Source organism: Citrobacter sp. Cpo221, assembly GCF_030332345.1.
Classification (GTDB): domain Bacteria; phylum Pseudomonadota; class Gammaproteobacteria; order Enterobacterales; family Enterobacteriaceae; genus Citrobacter; species Citrobacter portucalensis.
This window is the reverse complement of sequence record NZ_JAOWIA010000029.1, coordinates 528,761-552,043: the sequence shown is the minus strand read 5'-3', so window position 1 is coordinate 552,043 and position 23,283 is coordinate 528,761. Positions and strand designations below refer to the sequence as shown.

The window sequence follows — 23,283 nt, the reverse complement described above, 5'->3', positions numbered from 1 at the left end:
CCATGACCACTCTGAAACTGGACACACTCAGCGACCGTATCAAAGCGCATAAAACGGCCCTGATCCACATCGTGAAACCACCGGTTTGTACCGAGCGCGCCCAGCACTATACCGAGATGTATCAGCAACACCTGGATAAGCCTATCCCGGTACGTCGCGCACTGGCACTAGCCCATCATCTGGCGGAACGCACCATCTGGATCAAACATGACGAACTGATCATTGGTAACCAGGCAAGCGAAGTGCGTGCCGCGCCTATTTTCCCAGAATACACCGTCTCCTGGATTGAAAAAGAGATCGACGACCTCGCCGACAGACCGGGTGCAGGATTTGCGGTAAGCGAAGAGAACAAACGTGTATTGCATGAGGTGTGCCCATGGTGGCGTGGTCAAACCGTGCAGGATCGCTGCTACGGGATGTTCACTGATGAGCAGAAAGGGCTGCTGGAAACCGGCATTATCAAAGCCGAAGGTAACATGACCTCCGGCGACGCGCACCTGGCGGTAAACTTCCCGCTGCTGCTGGAAAAAGGTCTCGACGGCCTGCGTCACAAAGTCGATGAACGTCGCTCCCGCATCAATCTGACATGTCTGGAAGACCTCCATGGCGATCAGTTCCTGAAAGCGATAGATATCGTGCTGGAGGCCGTCAGCCTGCACATTGAGCGCTTTGCCGCGCTAGCACGTAAAATGGCATCCACAGAAACTCGCGCCAGTCGTCGAGATGAACTGCTGACCATGGCGGAAAACTGTGATGTTATCGCCCATGAGCCGCCAAAAACATTCTGGCAGGCGCTGCAGCTGTGCTATTTCATCCAGTTGATCCTGCAAATTGAATCTAACGGTCACTCGGTGTCGTTTGGTCGTATGGATCAATACCTCTACCCATTCTATCGTCGCGACGTCGAACTGAACCAGAGCCTTGATCGTGAGCACGCTATTGAACTGTTGCACAGCTGCTGGTTGAAACTGCTGGAAGTGAACAAAATCCGTTCCGGCTCCCATTCGAAAGCCTCGGCGGGCAGTCCGCTGTATCAGAACGTGACCATTGGTGGTCAAAACCTGGTCAACGGTCAGCCGATGGATGCCGTCAACCCGCTCTCCTACGCCATTCTGGAGTCCTGCGGCCGCCTGCGTTCTACGCAGCCAAACCTGAGCGTGCGTTATCACGCGGGGATGAGTAATGACTTCCTCGATGCCTGCGTGCAGGTGATCCGCTGCGGCTTCGGGATGCCCGCCTTTAACAACGATGAAATCGTCATACCGGAATTCATTAAACTGGGCATTGAACCGCAGGACGCCTATGACTATGCGGCTATTGGATGTATCGAAACTGCTGTTGGCGGGAAATGGGGCTATCGTTGCACCGGCATGAGCTTTATTAACTTTGCCCGCGTGATGCTGGCGGCACTGGAAGGTGGGCGCGATGCCACCAGTGGCAAAGTCTTTCTGCCACAGGAAAAAGCGCTCTCAGCCGGTAACTTCAACAATTTCGACGAAGTGATGGACGCCTGGGATACACAGATCCGCTACTACACGCGTAAATCCATCGAAATTGAGTATGTCGTCGATACCATGCTGGAAGAGAACGTGCACGATATTCTGTGCTCCGCGCTGGTAGACGACTGCATTGAGCGGGCGAAAAGCATTAAGCAAGGCGGCGCGAAGTATGACTGGGTATCGGGTTTGCAGGTGGGTATTGCCAACCTCGGTAACAGCCTGGCTGCAGTGAAGAAACTGGTCTTTGAACAGGGCGCTATCGGTCAACAACAGCTGGCCGCCGCGCTGGCCGATGATTTTGACGGTCTGACCCATGAGCAGTTACGCCAACGACTGATCAACGGCGCGCCGAAATACGGTAACGATGACGATAGCGTTGATACGCTGCTGGCCCGCGCTTATCAGACCTATATCGATGAACTGAAACAGTATCATAATCCGCGTTACGGACGTGGCCCGGTTGGCGGCAATTACTACGCCGGGACCTCGTCTATTTCTGCAAACGTGCCTTTTGGCGCAGCAACGATGGCAACGCCGGATGGCCGTAAAGCACACACTCCACTGGCAGAAGGCGCCAGTCCGGCTTCCGGTACGGACCATCTCGGCCCAACGGCGGTAATTGGTTCGGTGGGTAAACTGCCGACCGGTTCGATTCTTGGCGGCGTGCTGTTAAATCAGAAGCTCAACCCGGCCACGCTGGAAAATGAATCCGATAAGCAAAAGCTGATGATCCTGCTGCGCACCTTCTTCGAAGAGCACAAAGGCTGGCATATTCAGTACAACATTGTCTCCCGTGAAACGCTGCTGGAAGCCAAAAAACACCCGGATCAATATCGTGACCTGGTGGTCCGTGTAGCAGGTTATTCCGCCTTCTTCACTGCACTTTCTCCGGATGCGCAAGACGACATCATCGCGCGTACTGAACATATGCTGTAAACAATATTGTCGGCCGGATGAGATTCCGCACCACCATCCGGCACGCTACCCTCCCCATTGCCGGATGCGCTGACGCTTATCCGGCCTACAACGATTCTCCCCGTAGCCGGGTAAGGCGAAGCTACCACCCGGCTTTTTACTTTCATTCGAAATTAAATTTGTGCTACAGGTCACATTGTTATTAGAATGTTTCTGGTTGCAGTAATCGCCAGGAGCCTATCTTTATGACCATCAAAGTTATCGTCACCGATATGGACGGAACTTTTCTCGACGACGCCAAGAAATACGATCGTGCACGTTTTATGGCGCAGTATCAGGAACTAAAAAAACGAAATATTGAATTTGTCGTGGCCAGCGGCAACCAGTATTACCAGCTGATCTCCTTTTTCCCGGAGCTCAAAGAGGAAATTTCCTTTGTCGCCGAGAACGGGGCGTTAGTTTTTGAACATGGCAAACAGCTATTTCACGGCGAGCTAACCCGCCACGAGTCCCGTATTGTCATTGGTGAACTGCTAAAAGATAAGCAGCTCAACTTTGTGGCTTGTGGGCTGCAAAGCGCTTACGTTAGCGAAAATGCGCCGGAGTCCTTTGTCGCATTGATGTCAAAACACTACCATCGCCTGAAACCTGTAAAAGATTATCAGGATATCGACGATGTGCTGTTCAAGTTCTCGCTAAATTTACCGGACCAACAAATCCCATTGGTTATCGATCACCTGCATGCTGCGCTGGACGGCATCATGAAGCCCGTCACCAGCGGCTTCGGGTTTATCGATCTGATCATTCCGGGCCTACATAAAGCCAACGGGATCAGCCGCCTGCTTAAACGCTGGAACCTGTCACCGCAAAACGTAGTCGCCATTGGCGATAGCGGCAACGACGCGGAAATGCTGAAAATGGCGCACCACTCTTTCGCCATGGCCAACGCGGCAGAGAGTATTAAAGCGATTGCTCGCTATCAGACCGACGACAACAACCATCAGGGCGCGCTGAACGTAATTCAGGCAGTGCTGGATAACACCTCCCCTTTTAACGTCTAATCCTGCCAACCGGGGTATCCCTCATCCCGGTTTTCACTCTTTTTCCATTTTGCTCACTCCATCAAGTTTTAAACTTGCGTTAACTAAATTTTAACTTATATTATCATCTGTAAGTTATTTTTGTTTCGAATGAAAGTTAATGCGAGGTGGATATGGCTTTTACTTTTACCAGCGACACGCTGCCCGCCGATCACAAAGCGGCAATCCGGCAGATGAAACGGCAACTGCGGGCACAGCTTGGGGATGTTCAGTTGATCTTCAATCAGTTGAGCGACGCTATCGCCGCCCGCGTGGCAGAAATCAACGCCCTCAAAGCACAGGGAGCCCCGGTGTGGCCAGTGATATCTTATGCAGATATCAAAGCTGGCCACGTAAATGCAGAGCAGCGTGAAGAAATTAAGCGTCGCGGATGCGCGGTTATTAAAGGTCATTTCCCTCGCGAACAGGCTCTCGGCTGGGACAGCTCAATGCTGGACTATCTGGACCGCAACCACTTTGACGACGTCTATAAAGGACCAGGCGATAATTTCTTCGGTACCCTGAGCGCATCACGACCTGAAATCTACCCCATCTACTGGTCCCAGGCGCAGATGCAGGCCCGCCAGAGTGAAGAAATGGCCAATGCACAGTCGTTTCTCAATCGTTTGTGGACCTTTACAAGCGAAGGTAAACAATGGTTTAACCCGGATGTCAGCGTTATTTACCCTGACCGCATTCGCCGTCGACCGCCGGGAACCACGTCCAAAGGGCTGGGCGCGCATACGGATTCCGGCGCGCTGGAACGCTGGCTTCTTCCGGCATATCAGCAGGTCTTTGCTCATGTATTCAATGGCAAGCTGGAAGATTACGATCCGTGGCAGGCGGCGCATCGCACCGAGGTAGAAGAGTACACGGTGGATAACACCACCAAATGTTCGGTATTCCGTACCTTCCAGGGCTGGACTGCACTGTCCGATATGCTGCCAGGTCAGGGATTGTTGCATGTGGTCCCGATCCCTGAAGCGATGGCGTATGTACTGTTACGCCCATTGCTTGACGATGTGCCAGAAGATGAACTTTGCGGCGTCGCGCCCGGCCGGGTGCTGCCGATTTCCACGCAATGGCATCCGCTGCTGATTGAAGCGTTAACCAGCATTCCACAACTGGACGCCGGAGACTCCGTCTGGTGGCATTGTGATGTGATTCACTCCGTCGCACCGGTGGAAAATCAGCAGGGTTGGGGTAACGTGATGTACATTCCTGCCGCACCGATGTGCGAAAAGAATCTGGCCTACGCCCACAAAGTGAAGGTCGCGCTGGAAAAGGGTGCGTCGCCGGGTGATTTTCCACGGGAGGATTATGAAACTAACTGGGAAGGACGCTTCACGCTGGAGGATTTGAATATACACGGTAAACGCGCGCTGGGGATTGTTTAATTTTATATACCCTTATCCCTAAGTATCCCGTGTTACAGGTGCAACCATCACACCTGTAACACGAGAACGACGGGATAATTATTCGACGCCTTTGCTACGCAGGTAATCTTCGTAGTTACCGGTGAAGTCAATTACACGTTCTGGCGTAATTTCAATCACGCGGGTTGCCAGCGAGCTGACGAACTCACGGTCGTGAGAAACGAAGATCAGCGTGCCCTGGTACATTTCCAGCGCCATGTTCAGCGACTCGATAGATTCCATATCCAGGTGGTTGGTCGGTTCATCCATAACCAGGATATTCGGTTTCTGCATCATCAGTTTACCGAACAGCATGCGTCCTTTTTCACCACCGGAGAGCACTTTCGCAGGTTTCTTGATATCGTCCTGGCTAAACAGCAGACGACCAAGGAAGCTACGTACTACCTGCTCATCATCGCCTTCTTGTTTCCACTGGCTCATCCATTCGAAAACAGTCAGATCGTTTTCGAACTCGTATTCATGATCCTGCGCGTAGTAACCGACCTGGGCGTTTTCAGACCACTTAACGGTACCGTTGTCCGGCTGCAAGTCGCCAACCAACGTTTTCAGCATAGTGGATTTACCCACGCCGTTGGCACCAATGATGGCAACCTTCTCCCCTACTTCCAGCAGCAGGTTGAAGTTTTTAAACAGCGGGCCTTCATCAAAACCTTTCGCCAGCGCTTCCACTTCCAGCGCGTTACGGAACAGTTTCTTATCCTGTTCGAAGCGGATAAACGGGTTCTGACGGCTGGACGCTTTCACTTCGTCGAGCTTAATCTTATCAATCTGACGCGCACGAGAAGTCGCCTGTCGAGATTTTGACGCGTTGGCGCTAAAGCGGCTGACGAAGGATTGCAGATCGGCAATCTGTGCTTTCTTCTTGGCGTTATCGGCCAGCAGACGTTCACGCGCCTGGGTTGCCGCCGTCATGTATTCGTCGTAGTTACCCGGATAAACACGCAGTTCGCCGTAGTCCAGATCCGCCATGTGCGTACAGACCATGTTCAGGAAGTGACGGTCGTGCGAAATGATGATCATGGTGCTGTCACGCTCGTTCAGCGTCTGCTCCAGCCAGCGGATAGTGTCGATATCCAGGTTGTTCGTTGGTTCGTCGAGCAGCAGAATGTCCGGGTTAGAGAACAGCGCCTGCGCCAGAAGCACACGCAGCTTCCAGCCGGGCGCGACTTCGCTCATCGGGCCGTAATGCTGTTCTACCGGAATGCCTACGCCCAGCAGCAGTTCACCCGCACGCGCTTCCGCAGAGTAGCCGTCCATTTCGCCATACTGAACTTCGAGGTCAGCCACTTTATAGCCGTCTTCTTCGCTCATCTCGGCCAGGCCGTAGATACGATCGCGCTCCTGCTTCACTTCCCACAGTTCAGCATGACCCATAATAACGGTGTCAAGCACGGTGAACTCTTCAAAGGCGAACTGATCCTGACGCAGCTTACCGATGCGCTCGTTCGGATCGAGTGAAACGTTACCCAGCGTCGGTTCGAGGTCGCCGCCGAGAATTTTCATAAAGGTGGATTTACCGCTACCGTTCGCGCCAATCAGGCCGTAACGATTGCCGCCGCCAAACTTGACGGAAATATTTTCAAACAGCGGCTTACTGCCGAACTGCATAGTGACGTTGCTGGAAACTAACACAGGCGTATCCTGAAAGAGAAAGAAATATGTGACAAACCGCTTATTATGCCATAAGTCTGCAATAAGATCGCGCCGTTCATGCTGCACAGATAAAGTGAAAGCAAAAGGAAAAAAATGTGATTTAGTACACATCCGAATTCCTTGTTGCTCAGAATGCACATATAATGCGTGCCCAACACTACATAAATCTCAACCCACTAGCCTGCTTGGCTTCAGAATCTCGCAAAAATGAATATGAAATTGACAACGCTTTTCGCGGCGGCGCTCGCGGTAGTTGGTTTTTGTAACACTGCTTCGGCCGTCACGTACCCGCTGCCTACCGATGGTAGTCGTTTAATTGGCCAAAACCAGGTTATCACCATTCCTGAAGGCAACACCCAGCCGCTGGAATACTATGCGGCAGAGTACCAGATGGGTCTGTCTAACATGCTGGAAGCCAACCCGGGCGTGGATACCTTCCTGCCGAAAGGCGGCACCGTGCTGAACATTCCTCAGCAGTTGATCCTGCCGGATACTGTGCATGAAGGTATTGTTATCAACAGCGCTGAAATGCGTCTGTACTACTACCCGAAAGGCACCAACACCGTAATTGTTCTGCCGATCGGTATCGGCCAGCTGGGCAAAGACACGCCAATCAACTGGACCACCAAAGTAGAACGTAAAAAAGCGGGCCCAACCTGGACGCCAACGGCGAAAATGCATGCGGAATACCGCGCTGCGGGCGAACCGCTGCCAGCCGTTGTTCCGGCAGGTCCGGATAACCCGATGGGACTGTACGCGCTGTATATCGGTCGCCTGTATGCTATCCACGGCACCAATGCTAACTTCGGCGTAGGCTTACGCGTCAGCCACGGTTGCGTGCGTCTGCGTAACGACGACATCAAATTCCTGTTTGAAAATGTGCCAGTCGGCACCCGCGTACAGTTTATCGATGAGCCGGTAAAAGCCACTACCGAACCAGACGGCAGCCGTTACATCGAAGTACATAACCCACTGTCTACGACTGAAGCACAGTTCGAAGGCGGAGAAATCGTACCGATTACCCTGACCAAGAGCATTACCAGCATCACCGGCCAGTCTGACGTCGATCAGGCCGTCGTTGAGCAGGCGGTACAGAACCGTTCAGGTATGCCGGTTCGTCTGAACTAATCTGCTATATATGCCCGATGGCGCTACGCTTATCGGGCCTACCAACGCAGTAGGCCGGATTAGGCGCCAGCCGCCATCCGGCACACCACATCAATTACATCAACAGCAGCAAACCATACCCCACCAGCGCCGCCCATATCAGCATCGGTACCGAATACCAATGAAAACGCCACCAGATCCGTCGGTCGTTTGCCATCCGTAACGCAATGAGATTCGCCAGCGATCCCGGCAACAGCCCAAAGCCACCCACATTAACCGCCCAGGCCAGCAGCAGCGTCGGCGGGACATAGTTCAGCAGCAAAATCGTACTGGGCACATTACTGATAAACTGCGACAAGCCAATAGCCGTTAACCAAAGTCCCGGTGCTGAGAGCGTGCCAATCTGGTGGGTAATCCCCTGCAAGGCCGGGAGCTGCGTCAGCAAATGCACATCAATGAACATCGCCATAAACACTAACAGCAACGTCCAGTCCACGCTGAGGATCACGCGACGCGCCAGCACCATGAACCCTGCCGCCACAATCGCCAGACCCCACAGCTCTTGCTTTAACTCCAGCGCCGCAAGGAAGACGATATACAGCGCCAGACAGCTCCATACCAGGCGTGGTTGCCAGTCAGGTGCGCGCGTACCGGTATGATAGTGCAACGCTTTAGGCGGGAAACTGAACCAGCACAGCACCACCAGCGTCAGCATCATGGCCCCCGCAAGCGGCGCCATTTGCCAGGTAAACGCGGTAAACGATAAGCCTGAGCGTCCCCACATCAGAATGTTTTGTGGATTGCCTATTGGCGTGAGCAACGATCCGGCATTTACCGCCAGCGCCTCAAAGATAATCAGGCGATTCACCGGAATGGCACATAATTTTTTCAGCGTGATGGTTAGCGGAACAACAATAAACAATGCAACGTCGTTGGTCAGAAACGTCGACAACAACGCCGCCGCCAGCACCATAAATATCGCCAGCTGGCGCTCTGTTTTGAAGCGGCGGGTCATCTTGCGCCCTAACACATCGAAATAACCGCTTAGCTCTACGCCTTTGGTCAGTAACATCAGGCCGCTAAGCGTGATAATCGTGTGCCAGTCAATCGCCCCTGGCCAGGACCGGGGCGTAAATGGCGTGAACAGACTCAGTACAACCCCAACGATGATTAACAGCTGGAAAAAACGATCGCGCTGTAAGGCACGTAATAAAGGAAAACTCATTCAGAGCCAGTTCCTTGCTGTTGCGTAAACCGGCTAAAAGCCTCCAGCGTTTCCTTACTGACGTGATGCTCCATCCCCTCCGCGTCGCGACGGGCAATTTCCGGGCTGATGCCTAACATCAACAGGAAATTTTCCACAATCTGATGACGTTCCCGGCTCTCCTGGGCTAGTCGTTCACCTTCTGCGGTTAAAAACACCCCACGCCACGGAATCATTTCAATCAATCCGACTGAAGCAAGGCGCTTAAGCATTTTAGCAACCGTCGGCTGAGAAACCCCAAGTCGCGCTGCCATATCCACCTGGCGCGCTTCACCCACCTCAATAATGAGATCGGAAATCAGCTCTACGTAGTCATCAATCAGTTCGCGGCGATGCGCCTCCCGGACCTGACGAAATCCTTCAACGTGTTCTTCGACATTCACCAATTGCGTCACTTTTTTTGTTGTTGGCATACCTGCGCGACGACTCATTCTGCTTCCTCGTTACTGTGACGCGTTAACGGCATCTGATTAGAGAGCGCTCATTGTAAACCAGAGTTGCGTGGGCACAAAAAATTAACGTTTTAGCAATAGCTATATAATATAGCCTGTGCTATATCTGTATATAATAAAGACATCCCTCAAGGACTGATGGGATCGTGAAGTCAGGAGGTTTACATGAATGAATTTAAGAGGTGTATACGCGTGTTTAGCCACTCTCCCTTTAAAGTACGGTTGATGCTGATCTCTATGCTGTGTGACATGATTAACAGCAAACCAGAGCAGGATAAACCTTCAGAAAAATAATGCGGCGTCGCGGTACGCCGCTTCATTTTCCTACCGTCATCCGGGTACGGTGGTGGTTTTCGTCTCAATAACCCTTCTTTTTGTCAGTTTTGCCACGTCCCTCGCAAAACAATTTCTTTGTAGTAGTTGACCTTCTCTTGCGCACACTCTATCTTTTCGCAGCCCTGCGTATATTGCGGCTCGCGGATGCGGACCCTATCCCTCTTCTCGCTCTCTCAGGCAGGCAATGACCCTTAGCGCCAGGGTAAGCACATGGCGTTTTTGTAACAGTGGCATATGAATTTAACCCTCAAAGATTCAATCATTGCTCGTAGCCGGGCAATTAGTCCGTGGACTGGCCTCTATTTCTTACAGTCTCTGCTGATCAACCTTGCACTGGGCTATCCACTTAGCCTGCTCTATAGCGTTGCTTTCACCTGTATATTGATGCTGCTGTGGCGTAGCGCGCCGCGCGCGCAGAAAGCACTGATTGGCATTTGCTCACTCGTTGCGGCAATGTATTTTCCGTTCGGCCAGGCTTACGGCTCACCGAACTTCAATACCTTACTGGCGCTGCACTCAACCAATATGGAAGAGTCAACCGAGATCCTGACCATCTTCCCCTGGTACAGTTATCTGGTTGGAGTGTTTATTTTTGCCCTTGGCGTTATCGCCGTACGCCGTAAAAAAGATGTGCAGCAGCGCAGCTGGAATAAGTTCGACAGCATTTGTTTGCTGTTTAGCGTTGTCGCATTCTTTGTTACCCCGGTACAAAACCTGGCCTGGGGCGGCGTGTTCAAGCTGAAAGATACTGGCTATCCGGTTTTCCGTTTCGCCAAGGACGTTATCGTCAATAACAACGAAGTGCTCGACGAACAAGAGCGTATGGCGAAACTGTCGAGCGTAAAAGACAGCTGGACGGTAACCGCCGTTAAACCGAAGTATCACACCTACGTCGTGGTGATCGGTGAAAGCGCCCGCCGCGATGCGTTAGGCGCGTTTGGCGGTCACTGGGATAACACCCCGTTTGCCAGCTCCGTTAACGGCTATATCTTCGCGGATTACATTGCTGCCAGCGGTTCAACGCAAAAATCGCTCGGCTTAACGCTTAATCGGGTAGTGGATAATAAACCCCAGTTCCAGGATAACTTTGTCACCCTGGCTAACCGTGCGGGCTTCCAGACATGGTGGTTTTCCAATCAGGGACAGATTGGTGAATACGATACGGCCATCGCCAGCATTGCGAAGCGAGCTGATGAAGTTCAGTTCCTCAAAAGCGGTGACTTTGAAGCGGATAAAAACACCCGTGACGAAGCGCTGTTGAAGATGACTGCCCAGGTGCTGGCAACCGAGCGCACTCAACCACAGCTCATCGTGCTGCATTTAATGGGCTCGCATCCGCAGGCCTGTGACCGAACACAGGGTAAATACGAGACTTTCGTCCAGTCAAAAGAGACATCTTGTTATCTGTACACCATGACGCAGACGGATGACCTGCTTCGCCAGCTTTACGAGCAGTTACGTAACAGCGGTAATAGCTTCTCGATGGTCTATTTCTCCGATCATGGCCTCGCGTTTAAAGAGCGGGGAAAAGAGGTGCAGTACCTGGCGCATGACGATCAGTTCCAGCAGAATTTCCAGGTGCCTTTCATGGTGCTTTCGAGCGATGATAAAGCGCATCGGGTGATTAAAGCCCGTCGCTCCGCCAATGATTTCCTCAGTTTTTTCTCGCAGTGGACAGGGATCAGCGCAAAGGAAATCACCAACAGCTACCGCTTTATCTCAGAGAAAAAAGCCGGGCCGGTGTACATCACCAACTTCAAACTGCAGAAGGTGGACTACAACCATCTGGGTACCGATATTTTCTCAACCAAATAATACGCTTGTAGGCCGGATAAGACGCACTGTGTCTTATCCGGCCTACAACGAACTTCCTTCCAGGATTACAGACAAAAAAAATCCGCCCCAAGAGGCGGATTTTTCATATCACCGAAGTGATTAGAAGCGGTAACCCACGCCAGCAATCCAGGTGCCAACGTCAACGCTACGAATACGGCTCTGCTCGTAGGAGAAGTCCAGAGCAACGTTTTCGATCGGGTTGAACTGCAGGCCCGCACCATAAGAGAAACCGTAGTCGCTGGTGCTGTGGTTGTAAGTCGAAGATTCTACGTTCTGGAATTTACCGTAACCAACACCCACAACGCCGTAGATGCTTGCCCAGTCGTTCAGACGGTAAGCCGGACCAGCAGTGATGCCGTAGTATTGGGTTTTGTTGTAGTCGCCAGAAGCATCGGTACGATCTTTTTCAGTGTAAGTGAAGGAACCGATAACACCCAGCGGGTTGTTGTCCTGCTCGTAGCGATACTTCAGGTTGAAACCGTTCATTTTGTTCGCTGCGCCCTGAGCATCGCTCTGAGCGTAACCACCGGTAACGGTAGAAGTAGCAGCTACAGCAGTACCTGCGGAGAAAGCCAGAACAGCGGCCAGTGCTGAAAGACATGCAATTTTTTTCATAACCACCTCAAATGTGCTTCAAGTAAATCTTAAGTTTTAAATATACCAAAAATTGATGGGAAACTCTTTGCGATTCGCGATGTCTAACGGGGTCTTTCATGTAACAGAACATTTCAAAAACCCGCTATCTCTTTCAATTAACATCACTTTTTCAATTGAAAATACCATTATTGCGCGCACAATATGGCACATTCATCCAGAACATTCCTAATCACACAGATTATTAATCCATCGTTTTCATGCCATTGTACGGAACTGAGCAATTTTTTTTTCAACGAATACTCAACCAGTTGAGCGTAATTCCATTACACTCGCTGTTTTACTTTTCTATACATAAAATCATCTGCGTCGTAACAATGCTGAAGCGTGGCACAGATGGAGATGTGTAATCATCATTTGACAGGAGAAAGGATGCCGGGGTTGTCACGTAAAGCGCCAGTCTGGTTGCCTATTTTGGTTTTGCTTATTGCTATGTCCTCCATTCAAAGCGGAGCATCACTGGCAAAATCGTTGTTCCCACTCGTCGGTGCGCCAGGCGTTACCGCGCTGCGCCTTGCGCTGGGTACGCTCATTCTTATCACTTTCTTTAAGCCCTGGCGTTTACGATTCGCCAAAGAACAACGCCTGCCGCTACTGTTTTATGGCCTGTCTCTGGGCGGGATGAACTACCTTTTCTACCTGTCAATCCAAACCGTCCCACTGGGAATCGCCGTGGCGCTGGAATTTACCGGCCCGCTCGCGGTAGCGCTGTTTTCATCCCGACGCCCGGTGGATTTCATTTGGGTTGCGTTGGCAGTGCTCGGGCTTTGGTTCCTGCTGCCTCTGGGTCAGGACGTTTCTCACGTAGATTTAACGGGTGCTGCACTGGCGCTGGGGGCTGGTGCCTGCTGGGCCATCTATATTCTTACCGGGCAGCGAGCCGGCGCGGAACACGGTCCTGCGACCGTCGCGGTAGGGTCATTTATTGCAGCACTGGTATTTGTACCAATCGGCGCACTCCAGGCCGGAGATGCCCTGTGGCACTGGTCCATTCTGCCGTTAGGTCTGGCCATTGCAGTCCTCTCTACTGCGCTTCCCTATTCACTGGAGATGATTGCGTTGACGCGCCTGCCTACGCGTACTTTCGGTACATTGATGAGCATGGAACCCGCGCTGGCCGCGATTTCCGGAATGATCTTCCTCGGTGAAACGCTGACGCTTATCCAGACGCTCGCTCTGGGCGCTATTATTGTCGCATCAATGGGCTCTACGCTCACTATTCGTAAAGAGCCACAAATAAAACAAGTCGACGTGAATTAACCACGTAATATTCTGCATGGTTTGCATAATCATGCAGAATATCCAATTGTAAATCTGCGTGATAATAATTCTAATAAATATAATTTTCTCATCCACATATTTCATTTAATCTTAAAATTAACATAAAAATAACACCACGCAAGTAACAAAACACTCATTGCATTGATTTTATTTGATATTTTATATTTACCCTCGTCTTCGCTATTAAAGTGATAGGCAACACCGGAAACAAAAATCCAAATTTAGCGCTATACTTAATTCCGTTGAAGAGTTGGGACATAAATATCAAGAGGATATGAAAATATGAGTACCGCGAAACTGGTAAAAACAAAAGCATCCGCCCTCCTTTATACCCGCAACGATGTGTCTGATAGCGAAAAGAAAGCGACCGTAGAACTGCTGAATCAGCAAGTAATCCAATTCATTGACCTGTCATTGATCACCAAACAGGCTCACTGGAACATGCGCGGTGCAAACTTCATTGCAGTACATGAAATGCTGGATGGCTTCCGTACAGCTTTGACCGATCACCTCGACACCATGGCTGAACGCGCCGTACAGTTGGGCGGTGTGGCACTGGGCACAACTCAGGTTATTAATAGCAAAACGCCTCTGAAAAGTTACCCGCTGGATATCCATAGCGTACAGGACCACTTAAAAGAGCTGGCCGAACGTTATGCCGTAGTTGCAAACAGCGTACGTAAAGCTATCAGCGAAGCAAAAGACGAAGATACCGCGGATATCTTTACCGCAGCTTCTCGCGACCTCGATAAATTCCTGTGGTTTATCGAAGCCAACATTGAGTAACAGCAGACATAAGAATTACCTATATAACCCTCGCTCCGGCGGGGGTTTTGCACATCTATGGTGCATAACATTGATCATTCGTCACTCCAAAGTAAATTATTTGTAATAATCACCTCACACAATCGTTAACGAAAGATTGTTTTATCAACAATTTTTACGCTAAATAGTCATACCGTTTGCACCGTGACTGGTTCGCACCAAATGAGTGCCCCAAAACGGTGCAGATTACTCACTTTGCCCTACTTATTGTGCAACAAAACGAGACACCCTCTTGTTAAAACAATGAGTTGCAAAATTGGCACGATTTTTTCATTAAGCCATATGTTCTCGCAGGGGATCGCCCCGTGGATATAAAAGGAAATCCTATGAAGTCTGTATTAAAAGTTTCACTGGCTGCACTTACCCTGGCTTTTGCGGTGTCCTCCCATGCCGCAGATAAGAAACTGGTTGTCGCAACCGACACCGCGTTTGTACCGTTTGAATTCAAACAGGGTGACAAATACGTTGGTTTTGATGTGGATCTGTGGGCTGCCGTGGCCAAAGAACTGAAACTGGATTATGAACTGAAACCAATGGATTTCAGCGGCATCATCCCGGCTCTGCAAACCAAAAATATCGACCTGGCACTGGCAGGTATCACCATCACCGATGAGCGTAAAAAAGCGATCGACTTCTCCGACGGCTACTACAAAAGCGGTCTGTTAGTGATGGTGAAAGCGAATAACAACGACGTCAAAAGCGTAAAAGATCTGGATGGTAAAGTCGTTGCGGTTAAGAGTGGCACCGGTTCCGTTGATTACGCGAAAGCGAATATCAAAACCAAAGACCTGCGTCAGTTCCCGAACATCGATAACGCATATATGGAACTGGGCACCAACCGCGCAGACGCTGTACTGCACGACACACCAAACATTCTTTACTTCATCAAAACAGCTGGCAATGGTCAGTTCAAAGCTGTAGGCGAATCGCTGGAAGCCCAGCAGTACGGTATCGCCTTCCCGAAAGGCAGCGACGACCTGCGTGAGAAAGTGAACGGCGCACTGAAAACGCTGAAAGAGAACGGTACTTACAACGAAATCTACAAAAAATGGTTCGGTACTGAACCTAAATAATAACAGGCAGCGTTGCCCGGTAGCGTGATGCTTACCGGGCCTACGCCTGGATTTTTGAGACCTGTAGGCCGGATAAGCACAGCACATCCGGCAAAACGGGCATTTGAATATTTACACCACGGTAACAGGAACGACATATGCAGTTTGACTGGAGTGCCATCTGGCCCGCCATCCCGCTTTTGATTGAAGGCGCCAAAATGACCCTGTGGATCTCGGTCCTCGGTCTGGCTGGCGGTCTGATAATCGGACTTGCAGCAGGGTTTGCGCGCACTTTCGGCGGTTGGATCGCCAACCACGTAGCGCTGGTGTTTATCGAAGTCATTCGCGGTACGCCAATCGTTGTGCAGGTAATGTTTATTTACTTCGCTCTGCCAATGGCATTTAACGATTTACGCATTGACCCCTTTAGCGCCGCCGTTGTCACCATCATGATCAACTCCGGGGCCTATATTGCGGAAATCACCCGCGGTGCGGTGCTCTCAATCCATAAAGGGTTCAGCGAAGCCGGTTTGGCGCTTGGACTTTCACGCACAGAGACTATCCGCCACGTTATTTTACCTCTCGCACTGCGTCGTATGCTGCCGCCGCTGGGCAACCAGTGGATCATCAGCATTAAAGATACCTCGCTGTTTATTGTCATTGGCGTCGCTGAACTGACCCGTCAGGGCCAGGAAATCATTGCCGGTAACTTCCGCGCACTGGAAATCTGGAGCGCCGTTGCGGTGTTCTATCTGATCATTACGCTGGTGCTGAGCTTCATTCTGCGTCGTCTGGAAAGAAGGATGAAAATCCTGTGATTGAATTTAAAAACGTTTCTAAGCACTTTGGTCCAACCCAGGTGCTGCACAATATTGACCTGAACATTCAGCAGGGTGAAGTCGTGGTGATTATCGGGCCGTCAGGATCCGGTAAATCTACCCTGCTGCGCTGCATTAACAAGCTGGAAGAGATAACCTCCGGCGATCTGATCGTCGACGGTCTGAAAGTAAACGATCCGAAGGTAGACGAGCGCTTAATCCGTCAGGAAGCCGGAATGGTATTTCAGCAGTTTTACCTGTTCCCACATCTGACGGCGCTGGAAAACGTCATGTTTGGACCGCAGCGCGTACGCGGGGCGAATAAAGAACAGGCCGAGAAACTGGCGAAAGAGCTGCTGGCAAAAGTGGGTCTGGCCGAACGTGCACATCACTACCCTTCTGAACTGTCCGGCGGTCAACAACAGCGTGTGGCTATCGCCCGTGCGCTGGCGGTAAAACCGAAAATGATGCTGTTTGATGAGCCAACCTCAGCACTCGACCCGGAACTGCGCCATGAAGTTCTGAAAGTTATGCAGGACCTGGCGGAAGAAGGGATGACCATGGTGATTGTGACCCACGAAATTGGCTTTGCCGAAAAAGTGGCTTCACGCCTGATTTTCATTGATAAGGGACGAATTGCCGAAGACGGTAATCCGCAGGCCCTGATTGAAAATCCACCCAGCCAACGCTTACAGGAATTCTTGCAGCACGTTTCCTGATAGCTCAACCTCCCTTCGCCCGAAGGGAGGTTTTTCACCAGAATCCTCTCATTTCAATTCCCTCCCGCCCTGACAACTATACTTATCCTTTTGAATTTGTTTTCTCATGGGAGGAGTCATGCGCTGGATCCTGTTCATCTTTGTTTGTCTGTTGAGTCTTCCGGCACAAGCAGTGACGATACCTGGCGTCACCACGCCAACGTCAACCAACGCACAAACCGCCCCGGCAAAGGAGCCAGATGTTGAACAGAAGAAAGCAGCTTACGGCGCACTGGCTGATGTGCTGGAAAATGACACCTCGCGGAAGGAACTGATCGATCAATTACGCAAAGTGGCAACTGCGCCCCCTGCTGAGCCGGTGCCAACCATTGTCCCACCCACGTTAACGGAAGAAAAAACGGTACTGGAAAACGTCACGGATGTCACCCGGCACTACGGTGAGGCGCTCTCCAGCCGCTTTGCCCAGCTTTATCGCAATATTACCGATGCACCGCACAAGACCTTTAACTCGCAAACGTTCACCAATGCCCTGACTCATTTTTTAATGCTGGCGGCGTCAGTGTTCGGGTTTTACTGGCTGATCCGCCTGTGCGCGCTGCCTCTGTATCGCAAAATGGGGCAATGGGCACGGCGGAAAAACCGCGAACGCAGCAACTGGCTGCAGCTTCCGGCGATGATCGTTGGCGCATTCATTATTGATTTGCTTCTGCTGGCGCTGACATTGTTTGTCGGGCAGATACTGAGCGACAGAATGAATGCCGGCAGTCGCACCATCACCTTTCAGCAAAGCCTGTTTCTCAATGCCTTTGCCCTGATTGAGTTCTTCAAAGCCATTTTGCGTCTGATATTTTGCCCAACGGTGGCTGAACTACGCCCGTTTAACATTCAGGATGCCGGTGCGCGCTACTGGAATCGGCGTTTGAGTTCATTAAGCAGTTTGATTGGTTACGGGCTTATAGTTGCCGTTCCCATTATCTCCAATCAGGTCAATGTGCAGGTCGGCGCGATGGCCAACGTCATCATCATGCTGTGTATCACGCTATGGGCGCTGTACCTGATTTTCAGAAACAAGAAAGAGATAACGCTGCATTTACAGAATCTGGCAGAAAGATCGTTAGCTTTTTTCAGCCTGTTTATCCGCGCCTTTGCGATGGTATGGCACTGGCTGGCCAGCGCCTACTTCATTGTGCTGTTTTTCTTTTCGCTGTTTGATCCGGGCAACAGCCTGAAATTCATGATGGGCGCTACGCTGCGCAGCCTGGTAATCATTGGAATTGCCGCCTTTGTTTCCGGCATGTTTTCCCGCTGGATAGCCAAAACTATTACCCTTTCGCCACACACCCAGCGCAGCTATCCGGAATTACAAAAACGACTAAATGGCTGGCTGTCGACGGCGTTAAGCGTGGCCAGGATCCTGACGGTGTGCGTTGCGGTGATGCTGCTATTGAATGCCTGGGGATTGTTCGACTTCTGGAACTGGCTGCATTACGGCGCAGGAGAAAAAACGGTGGATATTCTGATCCGTATCGCGCTGATTTTATTCTTCTCCGCCATCGGCTGGACGATCCTTGCCAGCCTGATTGAAAATCGTCTGGCTTCCGATATTCACGGACGCCCGCTACCCAGCGCTCGTACCCGAACCCTGTTGACGCTGTTTCGCAACGCGCTGGCGGTGATCATCAGCACGATCACCATCATGATTGTGCTGTCGGAAATTGGCGTTAATATCGCCCCATTGCTGGCCGGGGCCGGGGCGCTGGGGTTGGCTATCTCTTTCGGCTCGCAAACGCTGGTAAAAGATATTATTACCGGGATTTTTATTCAGTTTGAAAATGGCATGAACACCGGCGACCTGGTGACCATCGGTCCACTCACCGGTACGGTTGAACGAATGTCCATTCGTTCTGTGGGCGTGCGTCAGGACACCGGGGCGTACCATATCATTCCCTGGTCATCGATTACGACCTTCGCCAACTTTGTGCGTGGAATTGGATCGGTCGTCGCCAATTACGACGTAGACCGCCATGAGGATGCGGATAAAGCGAATCAGGCGTTGAAAGACGCAGTTGCTGCGGTGATGGAAAAAGATGATATTCGCGGGCTGATTATCGGCGAGCCGTCGTTTGCCGGGATTGTAGGATTAACCAATACGGCATTCACGCTACGGGTCTCGTTTACCACCTTACCGCTGAAGCAGTGGACGGTACGTTTTGCGCTCGACAGCCAGGTGAAGAAATACTTCGATCTGGCCAACATACGCGCCCCGGTACAGACGTATCAAGTGTTACCTGCACCAGGGAATGGTCCTGCGTCGGCGGCAAGCGAACCGCTACCGCCAACCGAGCCAACGCTTTAGCGTTTACGCGCCATAAAACGACGACGCTGATCGTTATCCATAAAGGTCCAGGCAATAAAGCGGCTCTGCTTTTGCCCCTGGGCCATCTCTTTCTTGACCACTTTCACCGCGCCCGCATCCGTTAATCCGTGGTACAGCGGAGGCAAGTTCTCGCCGCGAGAAACCAGTGTAGTAAACCACATCACCTGGCGACCAAAGGCCTGGCTTTCAGCAATCATTTTCTTGATGAACGCCACTTCACCGCCTTCACACCACAACTCCTGCTGCTGTCCGCCAAAGTTCAGCGCATCGTCTTTGTCCTGTCCCAGATTACGGCGTTTGCGCTCGCTTCCGGCACGGGCTGAGGCCGCAGAATCATGGAATGGCGGGTTACATAATGTGGCTTCATACTGCTCATTTTTGTGAATGATGCCGTTGAAGATTGCCGTTGCATCTTTCTGGCGACGCAGACGAATAGCACGGGTTAATCCCGGATTGGCGTTGACGATCGCCTGAGCGCTGTTAAACGCTTCGCTACTGGTTTCACTACCCGTGAATCGCCAGCCATATTCATGCACGCCGATCAGTGGATAAATACAGTTTGCCCCAACTCCCACGTCCAGCACGCTCGCATTTGCCGGAATGGTTCCGCTGGTTTCACTCAACAGATCGGCCAAATGGTGTATGTAGTCAGCACGACCAGGCACCGGCGGACACAAAAAACCATCTGGAATATCCCAGTTTTTCACCGCATAAAAATGCGCCAGTAGCGCTTTATTGAGCGCCTTTACTGCCTGCGGATTCGCGAAATCAACACTCTGCTCGCCGCCGGGCGTGAGGGTGAGAAATTGCGTCAGCTCGGGCGTAACCTGGCATAAAGTCGCAAGATCATAACGGCCATTGTGGCGGTTGCGTGGGTGTAATCCCGGTTTCAGAGCGGACATAGCATTCTCCTTTTAACAGCGGCGTAAGATACCCGCATAACGCCACGCGGTAAACACACACAACAAGGAAATTTGATTTTTTACACCTGTTTGACGCTTTGCGAATTGTTCAAAAAACAGACAGCTCATCACCAATTTTTTGCGGTAAATGTCATCCGCTGACGACCTAAACTTATCAGGCACACCTGTTGTTTTTCAGAGGATATCACCATGAAGAAATGCCTCACATTACTTGCTGCTACCGTACTTTCCGGCATGACATTTGCCTCCTTTGCTGCACAGCCATACACCAGCCCAGCTACCGGTCAGCTACAAGCTTCCGGCACAGTATCCGCTACCGGCGCCTCTAACCTGAGCGACCTCGAAGACAAGCTGGCAGAGAAAGCGAAAGAGCAAGGGGCAAAAGGCTTTGTCGTTGATTCTGCGGGCGGCAAAAATCAGATGTACGGTACCGCAACCATCTATAAGTAACCCCCCATCTCAGCCCAACTGCATTCACCCCGAATGCAGTTTTCTGCGTGCGGTTCACTTCATTGCAGCTCAATTTGTAATCAATATGTTGGCATTTTGAATCCAATGTAAATAAATGTATTTATTTTTGAATTAATGAATGCTAAAACGTCGCACTGATTAGTAATGCTTATCAAAATCATTATCAATTACACATTCATTTCCGCGAGGCCTGCAGGGTATAACATCCATAGAGATGTCCCTTCGCGCGAGTGAAACCGTCCACTCAAACAATAATAAGTCACTCATTAACATGGATAAAAATCGCAACTTGCCGTCCAGTAGCTTTCACTCACTGACTTTTTTTGCCGGTCTGTGCATTGGCCTGTCCCCTATAGCTCAGGCTGTCGCTGCGGACGACCAGGATAAAAAACAAGAAGACACTCTGGTCGTTGAAGCGGCCAAACCTTCGCTGTACGCCCCAACACAGTCTGCCGACCCTAAATTCTCCCGTCCGGTGGCGGATACAACCCGCACCATGACGGTGATTTCTGAGCAGGTGATTAAGGATCAAGGCGCAACAAATCTGACCGACGCGCTGAAAAACGTCCCGGGCGTTGGCGCATTTTTCGCCGGTGAGAATGGTAACTCCAGCACCGGAGACGCGGTTTACATGCGTGGTGCGGATACCTCGAACAGTATTTATATCGACGGTATCCGTGATATTGGCAGCGTCACGCGCGACACCTTCAATACCGAACAAGTGGAAGTAATCAAAGGTCCTTCCGGTACCGACTATGGACGTAGCGCACCGACTGGCTCTATCAATATGATCAGCAAACAGCCACGCACCGACTCAGGAATCGATGCATCGGCCAGCGTCGGTAGCGCCTGGTTCCGCCGTGGTACGCTGGACATTAACCAGGTCATCGGCGAGACCACCGCCGCACGTTTAAACCTGATGGGCGAAAAAACGCATGATGCCGGTCGCGATAATGTTAAGAATGAACGTTACGGTGTGGCCCCCTCTCTCGCTTTTGGCTTAGGGACTGAGAACCGACTGTACCTGAACTATCTACATGTCACCCAGCACAACACGCCGGATGGCGGCATCCCTACCATTGGCCTGCCGGGATATTCCGCACCTTCTGCGGGGACTTCTGCACTGAATCATTCAGGCAAAGTGGATACGCATAATTTCTACGGTACCAACTCGGATTATGACGATTCGACAACCGATACCGCGACGATGCGTTTTGAACATGACCTGAACGACAGCACCACTATTCGCAACACCACCCGCTGGTCGCGCATTAAACAGGATTATCTGATGACGGCGGTGATGGGCGGCGCGTCTAACATCACCCAACCCACCAGCAGCGTCGACAGCTGGACCTGGTCACGCCTGGCAAATACCAAGGATGTCAGCAATAAGATCTTGACCAACCAGACCAACCTGACCTCAACGTTCTACACGGGATCCATCGGTCACGACATCAGCACCGGTGTGGAGCTGACGCGCGAAACACAAACCAACTATGGCGTGGCGCCGATCACCCCACCACCGGTGAATATCTATCACCCCGACAGCAATGTGAATATCGGCGGATTGTCTCGTAACGGCGCCAACGCTAACGGGCAAACAGACACCTTCGGTGTATACGCTTTTGATACGCTACAAATTACCCGTGAATTCGAGCTGAACGGTGGTATTCGCCTCGACAATTACCGCACAGAATATGACAGCGCCACCGCTTGCGGCGCTTCCGGTCGCGGCGCAGTCGCGTGCCCGACAGGCGTGGCTAAAGGTTCCCCGATCACCACTGTGGATACTGCCAAATCAGGCAATCTGGTGAACTGGAAAGCTGGCGCGCTGTATCACCTGACCGATAACGGTAACGTGTACATCAACTATGCCGTTTCTCAGCAACCGCCGGGCGGCAGCAACTTTGCTCTTGCTCAGGGCGGCAGCGGTAACAGTGCGAATCGTACCGATTTCAAACCGCAGAAAGCGAAAACCAGCGAGATCGGCACCAAATGGGAGGTGCTGGATAAGCGCCTGCTGTTAACCGCTGCGATTTTCCGCACGGATATTGAGAATGAAGTTGAGCAGAACGACGACGGTACCTATTCCCAGTACGGAGAGAAACGCGTTGAAGGCTACGAGCTCTCGGTAGCAGGCAACATCACCCCCGCATGGCAGATTATTGGGGGTTACACCCAGCAACGCGCGACCATCCACAGCGGTAAAAACGTTGCTCAGGATGGCTCCTCTTCCCTGCCATATACACCGGAACATGCGTTCACGCTGTGGAACCAGTATCAGGCTACCGATGATATCTCCGTTGGCGCAGGCGCTCGCTACGTGGGTAGTATGCATCGCGGTTCCGACGGTGCAGTGGGTACGCCATCCTACACTGAAGGTTACTGGGTCGCTGACGCCAAACTGGGCTATCGCGTGAATCACAATCTCGATTTCCAGCTAAACGTCTATAACCTGTTCGACACCGATTATGTATCCTCCATAAACAAGAGTGGATACCGTTATCATCCGGGCGAGCCAAGAACTTTCCTGCTCACCGCCAATATGCATTTCTAATCCATCGCGTGGGGCGTAAGCCCCACTTT

19 protein-coding genes are annotated in these 23,283 nt (G+C 51.4%); 14 read left to right on the top strand and 5 right to left on the bottom strand.

Translation table 11 applies throughout. From position 1 onward, the window contains the following. Positions 1-2 precede the first annotated feature (2 nt). The 3 genes from OGY72_RS03780 (at position 3) to OGY72_RS03770 (ending at position 4,890) form a co-directional block, all read left to right on the top strand. A complete protein-coding gene (locus OGY72_RS03780; protein WP_003831600.1) occupies positions 3-2,435 on the top strand; it encodes a glycyl radical protein in 2,433 nt (810 codons plus the stop codon). A gap of 224 nt (positions 2,436-2,659) precedes the next feature. Further along, positions 2,660-3,475, top strand: coding sequence for a Cof-type HAD-IIB family hydrolase (locus OGY72_RS03775; protein ID WP_286546890.1), 816 nt, complete (start codon positions 2,660-2,662; stop codon positions 3,473-3,475). 152 nt (positions 3,476-3,627) lie between these two features. Beyond that, positions 3,628-4,890, top strand: a complete 1,263-nt coding sequence (locus OGY72_RS03770) for a DUF1479 domain-containing protein (RefSeq protein WP_003831596.1) — start codon at positions 3,628-3,630, stop codon at positions 4,888-4,890. 78 nt (positions 4,891-4,968) lie between these two features. On the opposite strand, the gene OGY72_RS03765 is transcribed toward OGY72_RS03770, so the two are convergent. Next, positions 4,969-6,561 carry an ABC-F family ATPase gene (locus OGY72_RS03765; RefSeq protein WP_032934551.1) on the bottom strand — a complete coding sequence of 531 codons (1,593 nt, stop codon included), beginning with the start codon at positions 6,559-6,561 and terminating at the stop codon, positions 4,969-4,971. 228 nt (positions 6,562-6,789) lie between these two features. On the opposite strand from OGY72_RS03765, the gene ldtB reads away from it, so the two are divergent. Next, a complete protein-coding gene (gene ldtB, locus OGY72_RS03760; RefSeq protein WP_063940654.1) occupies positions 6,790-7,710 on the top strand; it encodes a L,D-transpeptidase in 921 nt (306 codons plus the stop codon). A 94-nt stretch (positions 7,711-7,804) separates the two neighbouring features. On the opposite strand, the gene OGY72_RS03755 is transcribed toward ldtB, so the two are convergent. Beyond that, the gene (locus OGY72_RS03755) at positions 7,805-8,914 is read right to left on the bottom strand and encodes an anion transporter (RefSeq protein ID WP_003831588.1); all 1,110 of its coding nucleotides are present in this window, start codon (positions 8,912-8,914) and stop codon (positions 7,805-7,807) included. Further along, complete coding sequence (gene mntR, locus OGY72_RS03750) at positions 8,911-9,384, bottom strand: manganese-binding transcriptional regulator MntR (RefSeq protein ID WP_003831586.1); 474 nt, start codon at positions 9,382-9,384, stop codon at positions 8,911-8,913. Before mntR ends, OGY72_RS03755 begins: the two co-directional genes overlap by 4 nt. Before the next feature lie 186 nt (positions 9,385-9,570). On the opposite strand from mntR, the gene mntS reads away from it, so the two are divergent. Then, on the top strand, positions 9,571-9,699 hold the full coding sequence (gene mntS, locus OGY72_RS03745) for a manganase accumulation protein MntS (RefSeq protein ID WP_003831584.1): 129 nt from the start codon (positions 9,571-9,573) through the stop codon (positions 9,697-9,699). Between the two features lie 276 nt (positions 9,700-9,975). Further along, positions 9,976-11,556, top strand: a complete 1,581-nt coding sequence (locus OGY72_RS03740) for a phosphoethanolamine transferase (protein ID WP_126318725.1) — start codon at positions 9,976-9,978, stop codon at positions 11,554-11,556. 120 nt (positions 11,557-11,676) lie between these two features. Here the strand turns inward: OGY72_RS03740 and ompX are convergent, their stop codons facing one another. Continuing rightward, the gene (gene ompX, locus OGY72_RS03735; protein WP_003831579.1) at positions 11,677-12,192 is read right to left on the bottom strand and encodes an outer membrane protein OmpX; all 516 of its coding nucleotides are present in this window, start codon (positions 12,190-12,192) and stop codon (positions 11,677-11,679) included. Positions 12,193-12,603: 411 nt separating this feature from the next. Between ompX and rhtA the strand changes: the two genes are divergently transcribed. From rhtA to ybiO, 6 genes are all read left to right on the top strand, one after another. After that, the gene (gene rhtA / locus OGY72_RS03730) at positions 12,604-13,491 is read left to right on the top strand and encodes a threonine/homoserine exporter RhtA (protein ID WP_148362222.1); all 888 of its coding nucleotides are present in this window, start codon (positions 12,604-12,606) and stop codon (positions 13,489-13,491) included. A 303-nt stretch (positions 13,492-13,794) separates the two neighbouring features. Further along, on the top strand, positions 13,795-14,298 hold the full coding sequence (gene dps, locus OGY72_RS03725) for a DNA starvation/stationary phase protection protein Dps (protein WP_003035253.1): 504 nt from the start codon (positions 13,795-13,797) through the stop codon (positions 14,296-14,298). A gap of 365 nt (positions 14,299-14,663) precedes the next feature. Beyond that, a complete protein-coding gene (glnH, locus tag OGY72_RS03720) occupies positions 14,664-15,410 on the top strand; it encodes a glutamine ABC transporter substrate-binding protein GlnH (RefSeq protein WP_003035251.1) in 747 nt (248 codons plus the stop codon). A 137-nt stretch (positions 15,411-15,547) separates the two neighbouring features. Then, positions 15,548-16,207 (top strand): glutamine ABC transporter permease GlnP, encoded by a 660-nt coding sequence (gene glnP, locus OGY72_RS03715; protein WP_003035248.1) that lies wholly within the window; start codon positions 15,548-15,550, stop codon positions 16,205-16,207. Then, positions 16,204-16,926 (top strand): glutamine ABC transporter ATP-binding protein GlnQ, encoded by a 723-nt coding sequence (gene glnQ / locus OGY72_RS03710; RefSeq protein WP_003035246.1) that lies wholly within the window; start codon positions 16,204-16,206, stop codon positions 16,924-16,926. Before glnP ends, glnQ begins: the two co-directional genes overlap by 4 nt. 118 nt (positions 16,927-17,044) lie before the next feature. Then, a complete protein-coding gene (ybiO, locus tag OGY72_RS03705) occupies positions 17,045-19,282 on the top strand; it encodes a mechanosensitive channel protein (protein WP_286546880.1) in 2,238 nt (745 codons plus the stop codon). Here the strand turns inward: ybiO and rlmF are convergent. Beyond that, positions 19,279-20,205: a 23S rRNA (adenine(1618)-N(6))-methyltransferase RlmF gene (rlmF, locus tag OGY72_RS03700; RefSeq protein ID WP_286546878.1), complete on the bottom strand. Its 927-nt coding sequence runs from the start codon at positions 20,203-20,205 to the stop codon at positions 19,279-19,281. The genes ybiO and rlmF overlap by 4 nt on opposite strands. Positions 20,206-20,415: 210 nt before the next feature. Between rlmF and mcbA the strand changes: the two genes are divergently transcribed. After that, positions 20,416-20,676, top strand: coding sequence for a DUF1471 family periplasmic protein McbA (mcbA, locus tag OGY72_RS03695; RefSeq protein ID WP_003831565.1), 261 nt, complete (start codon positions 20,416-20,418; stop codon positions 20,674-20,676). A gap of 292 nt (positions 20,677-20,968) precedes the next feature. Continuing rightward, positions 20,969-23,254, top strand: coding sequence for a catecholate siderophore receptor Fiu (locus tag OGY72_RS03690; RefSeq protein ID WP_126318733.1), 2,286 nt, complete (start codon positions 20,969-20,971; stop codon positions 23,252-23,254). Positions 23,255-23,283 lie beyond the last annotated feature (29 nt).

Excerpts from the sequence above, each read along its gene's own strand:
- OGY72_RS03780 (WP_003831600.1), top strand. The coding sequence starts at position 3 with ATGACCACTCTGAAACTGGACACACTCAGCGACCGTATCAAAGCGCAT.
- OGY72_RS03775 (WP_286546890.1), top strand. The coding sequence starts at position 2,660 with ATGACCATCAAAGTTATCGTCACCGATATGGACGGAACTTTTCTCGAC.
- OGY72_RS03770 (WP_003831596.1), top strand. The coding sequence starts at position 3,628 with ATGGCTTTTACTTTTACCAGCGACACGCTGCCCGCCGATCACAAAGCG.
- ldtB (WP_063940654.1), top strand. The coding sequence starts at position 6,790 with ATGAATATGAAATTGACAACGCTTTTCGCGGCGGCGCTCGCGGTAGTT.
- OGY72_RS03755 (WP_003831588.1), bottom strand. The coding sequence starts at position 8,914 with ATGAGTTTTCCTTTATTACGTGCCTTACAGCGCGATCGTTTTTTCCAG.
- mntR (WP_003831586.1), bottom strand. The coding sequence starts at position 9,384 with ATGAGTCGTCGCGCAGGTATGCCAACAACAAAAAAAGTGACGCAATTG.
- mntS (WP_003831584.1), top strand. The coding sequence starts at position 9,571 with ATGAATGAATTTAAGAGGTGTATACGCGTGTTTAGCCACTCTCCCTTT.
- OGY72_RS03740 (WP_126318725.1), top strand. The coding sequence starts at position 9,976 with ATGAATTTAACCCTCAAAGATTCAATCATTGCTCGTAGCCGGGCAATT.
- ompX (WP_003831579.1), bottom strand. The coding sequence starts at position 12,192 with ATGAAAAAAATTGCATGTCTTTCAGCACTGGCCGCTGTTCTGGCTTTC.
- rhtA (WP_148362222.1), top strand. The coding sequence starts at position 12,604 with ATGCCGGGGTTGTCACGTAAAGCGCCAGTCTGGTTGCCTATTTTGGTT.
- dps (WP_003035253.1), top strand. The coding sequence starts at position 13,795 with ATGAGTACCGCGAAACTGGTAAAAACAAAAGCATCCGCCCTCCTTTAT.
- glnH (WP_003035251.1), top strand. The coding sequence starts at position 14,664 with ATGAAGTCTGTATTAAAAGTTTCACTGGCTGCACTTACCCTGGCTTTT.
- glnP (WP_003035248.1), top strand. The coding sequence starts at position 15,548 with ATGCAGTTTGACTGGAGTGCCATCTGGCCCGCCATCCCGCTTTTGATT.
- ybiO (WP_286546880.1), top strand. The coding sequence starts at position 17,045 with ATGCGCTGGATCCTGTTCATCTTTGTTTGTCTGTTGAGTCTTCCGGCA.
- rlmF (WP_286546878.1), bottom strand. The coding sequence starts at position 20,205 with ATGTCCGCTCTGAAACCGGGATTACACCCACGCAACCGCCACAATGGC.
- mcbA (WP_003831565.1), top strand. The coding sequence starts at position 20,416 with ATGAAGAAATGCCTCACATTACTTGCTGCTACCGTACTTTCCGGCATG.
- OGY72_RS03690 (WP_126318733.1), top strand. The coding sequence starts at position 20,969 with ATGGATAAAAATCGCAACTTGCCGTCCAGTAGCTTTCACTCACTGACT.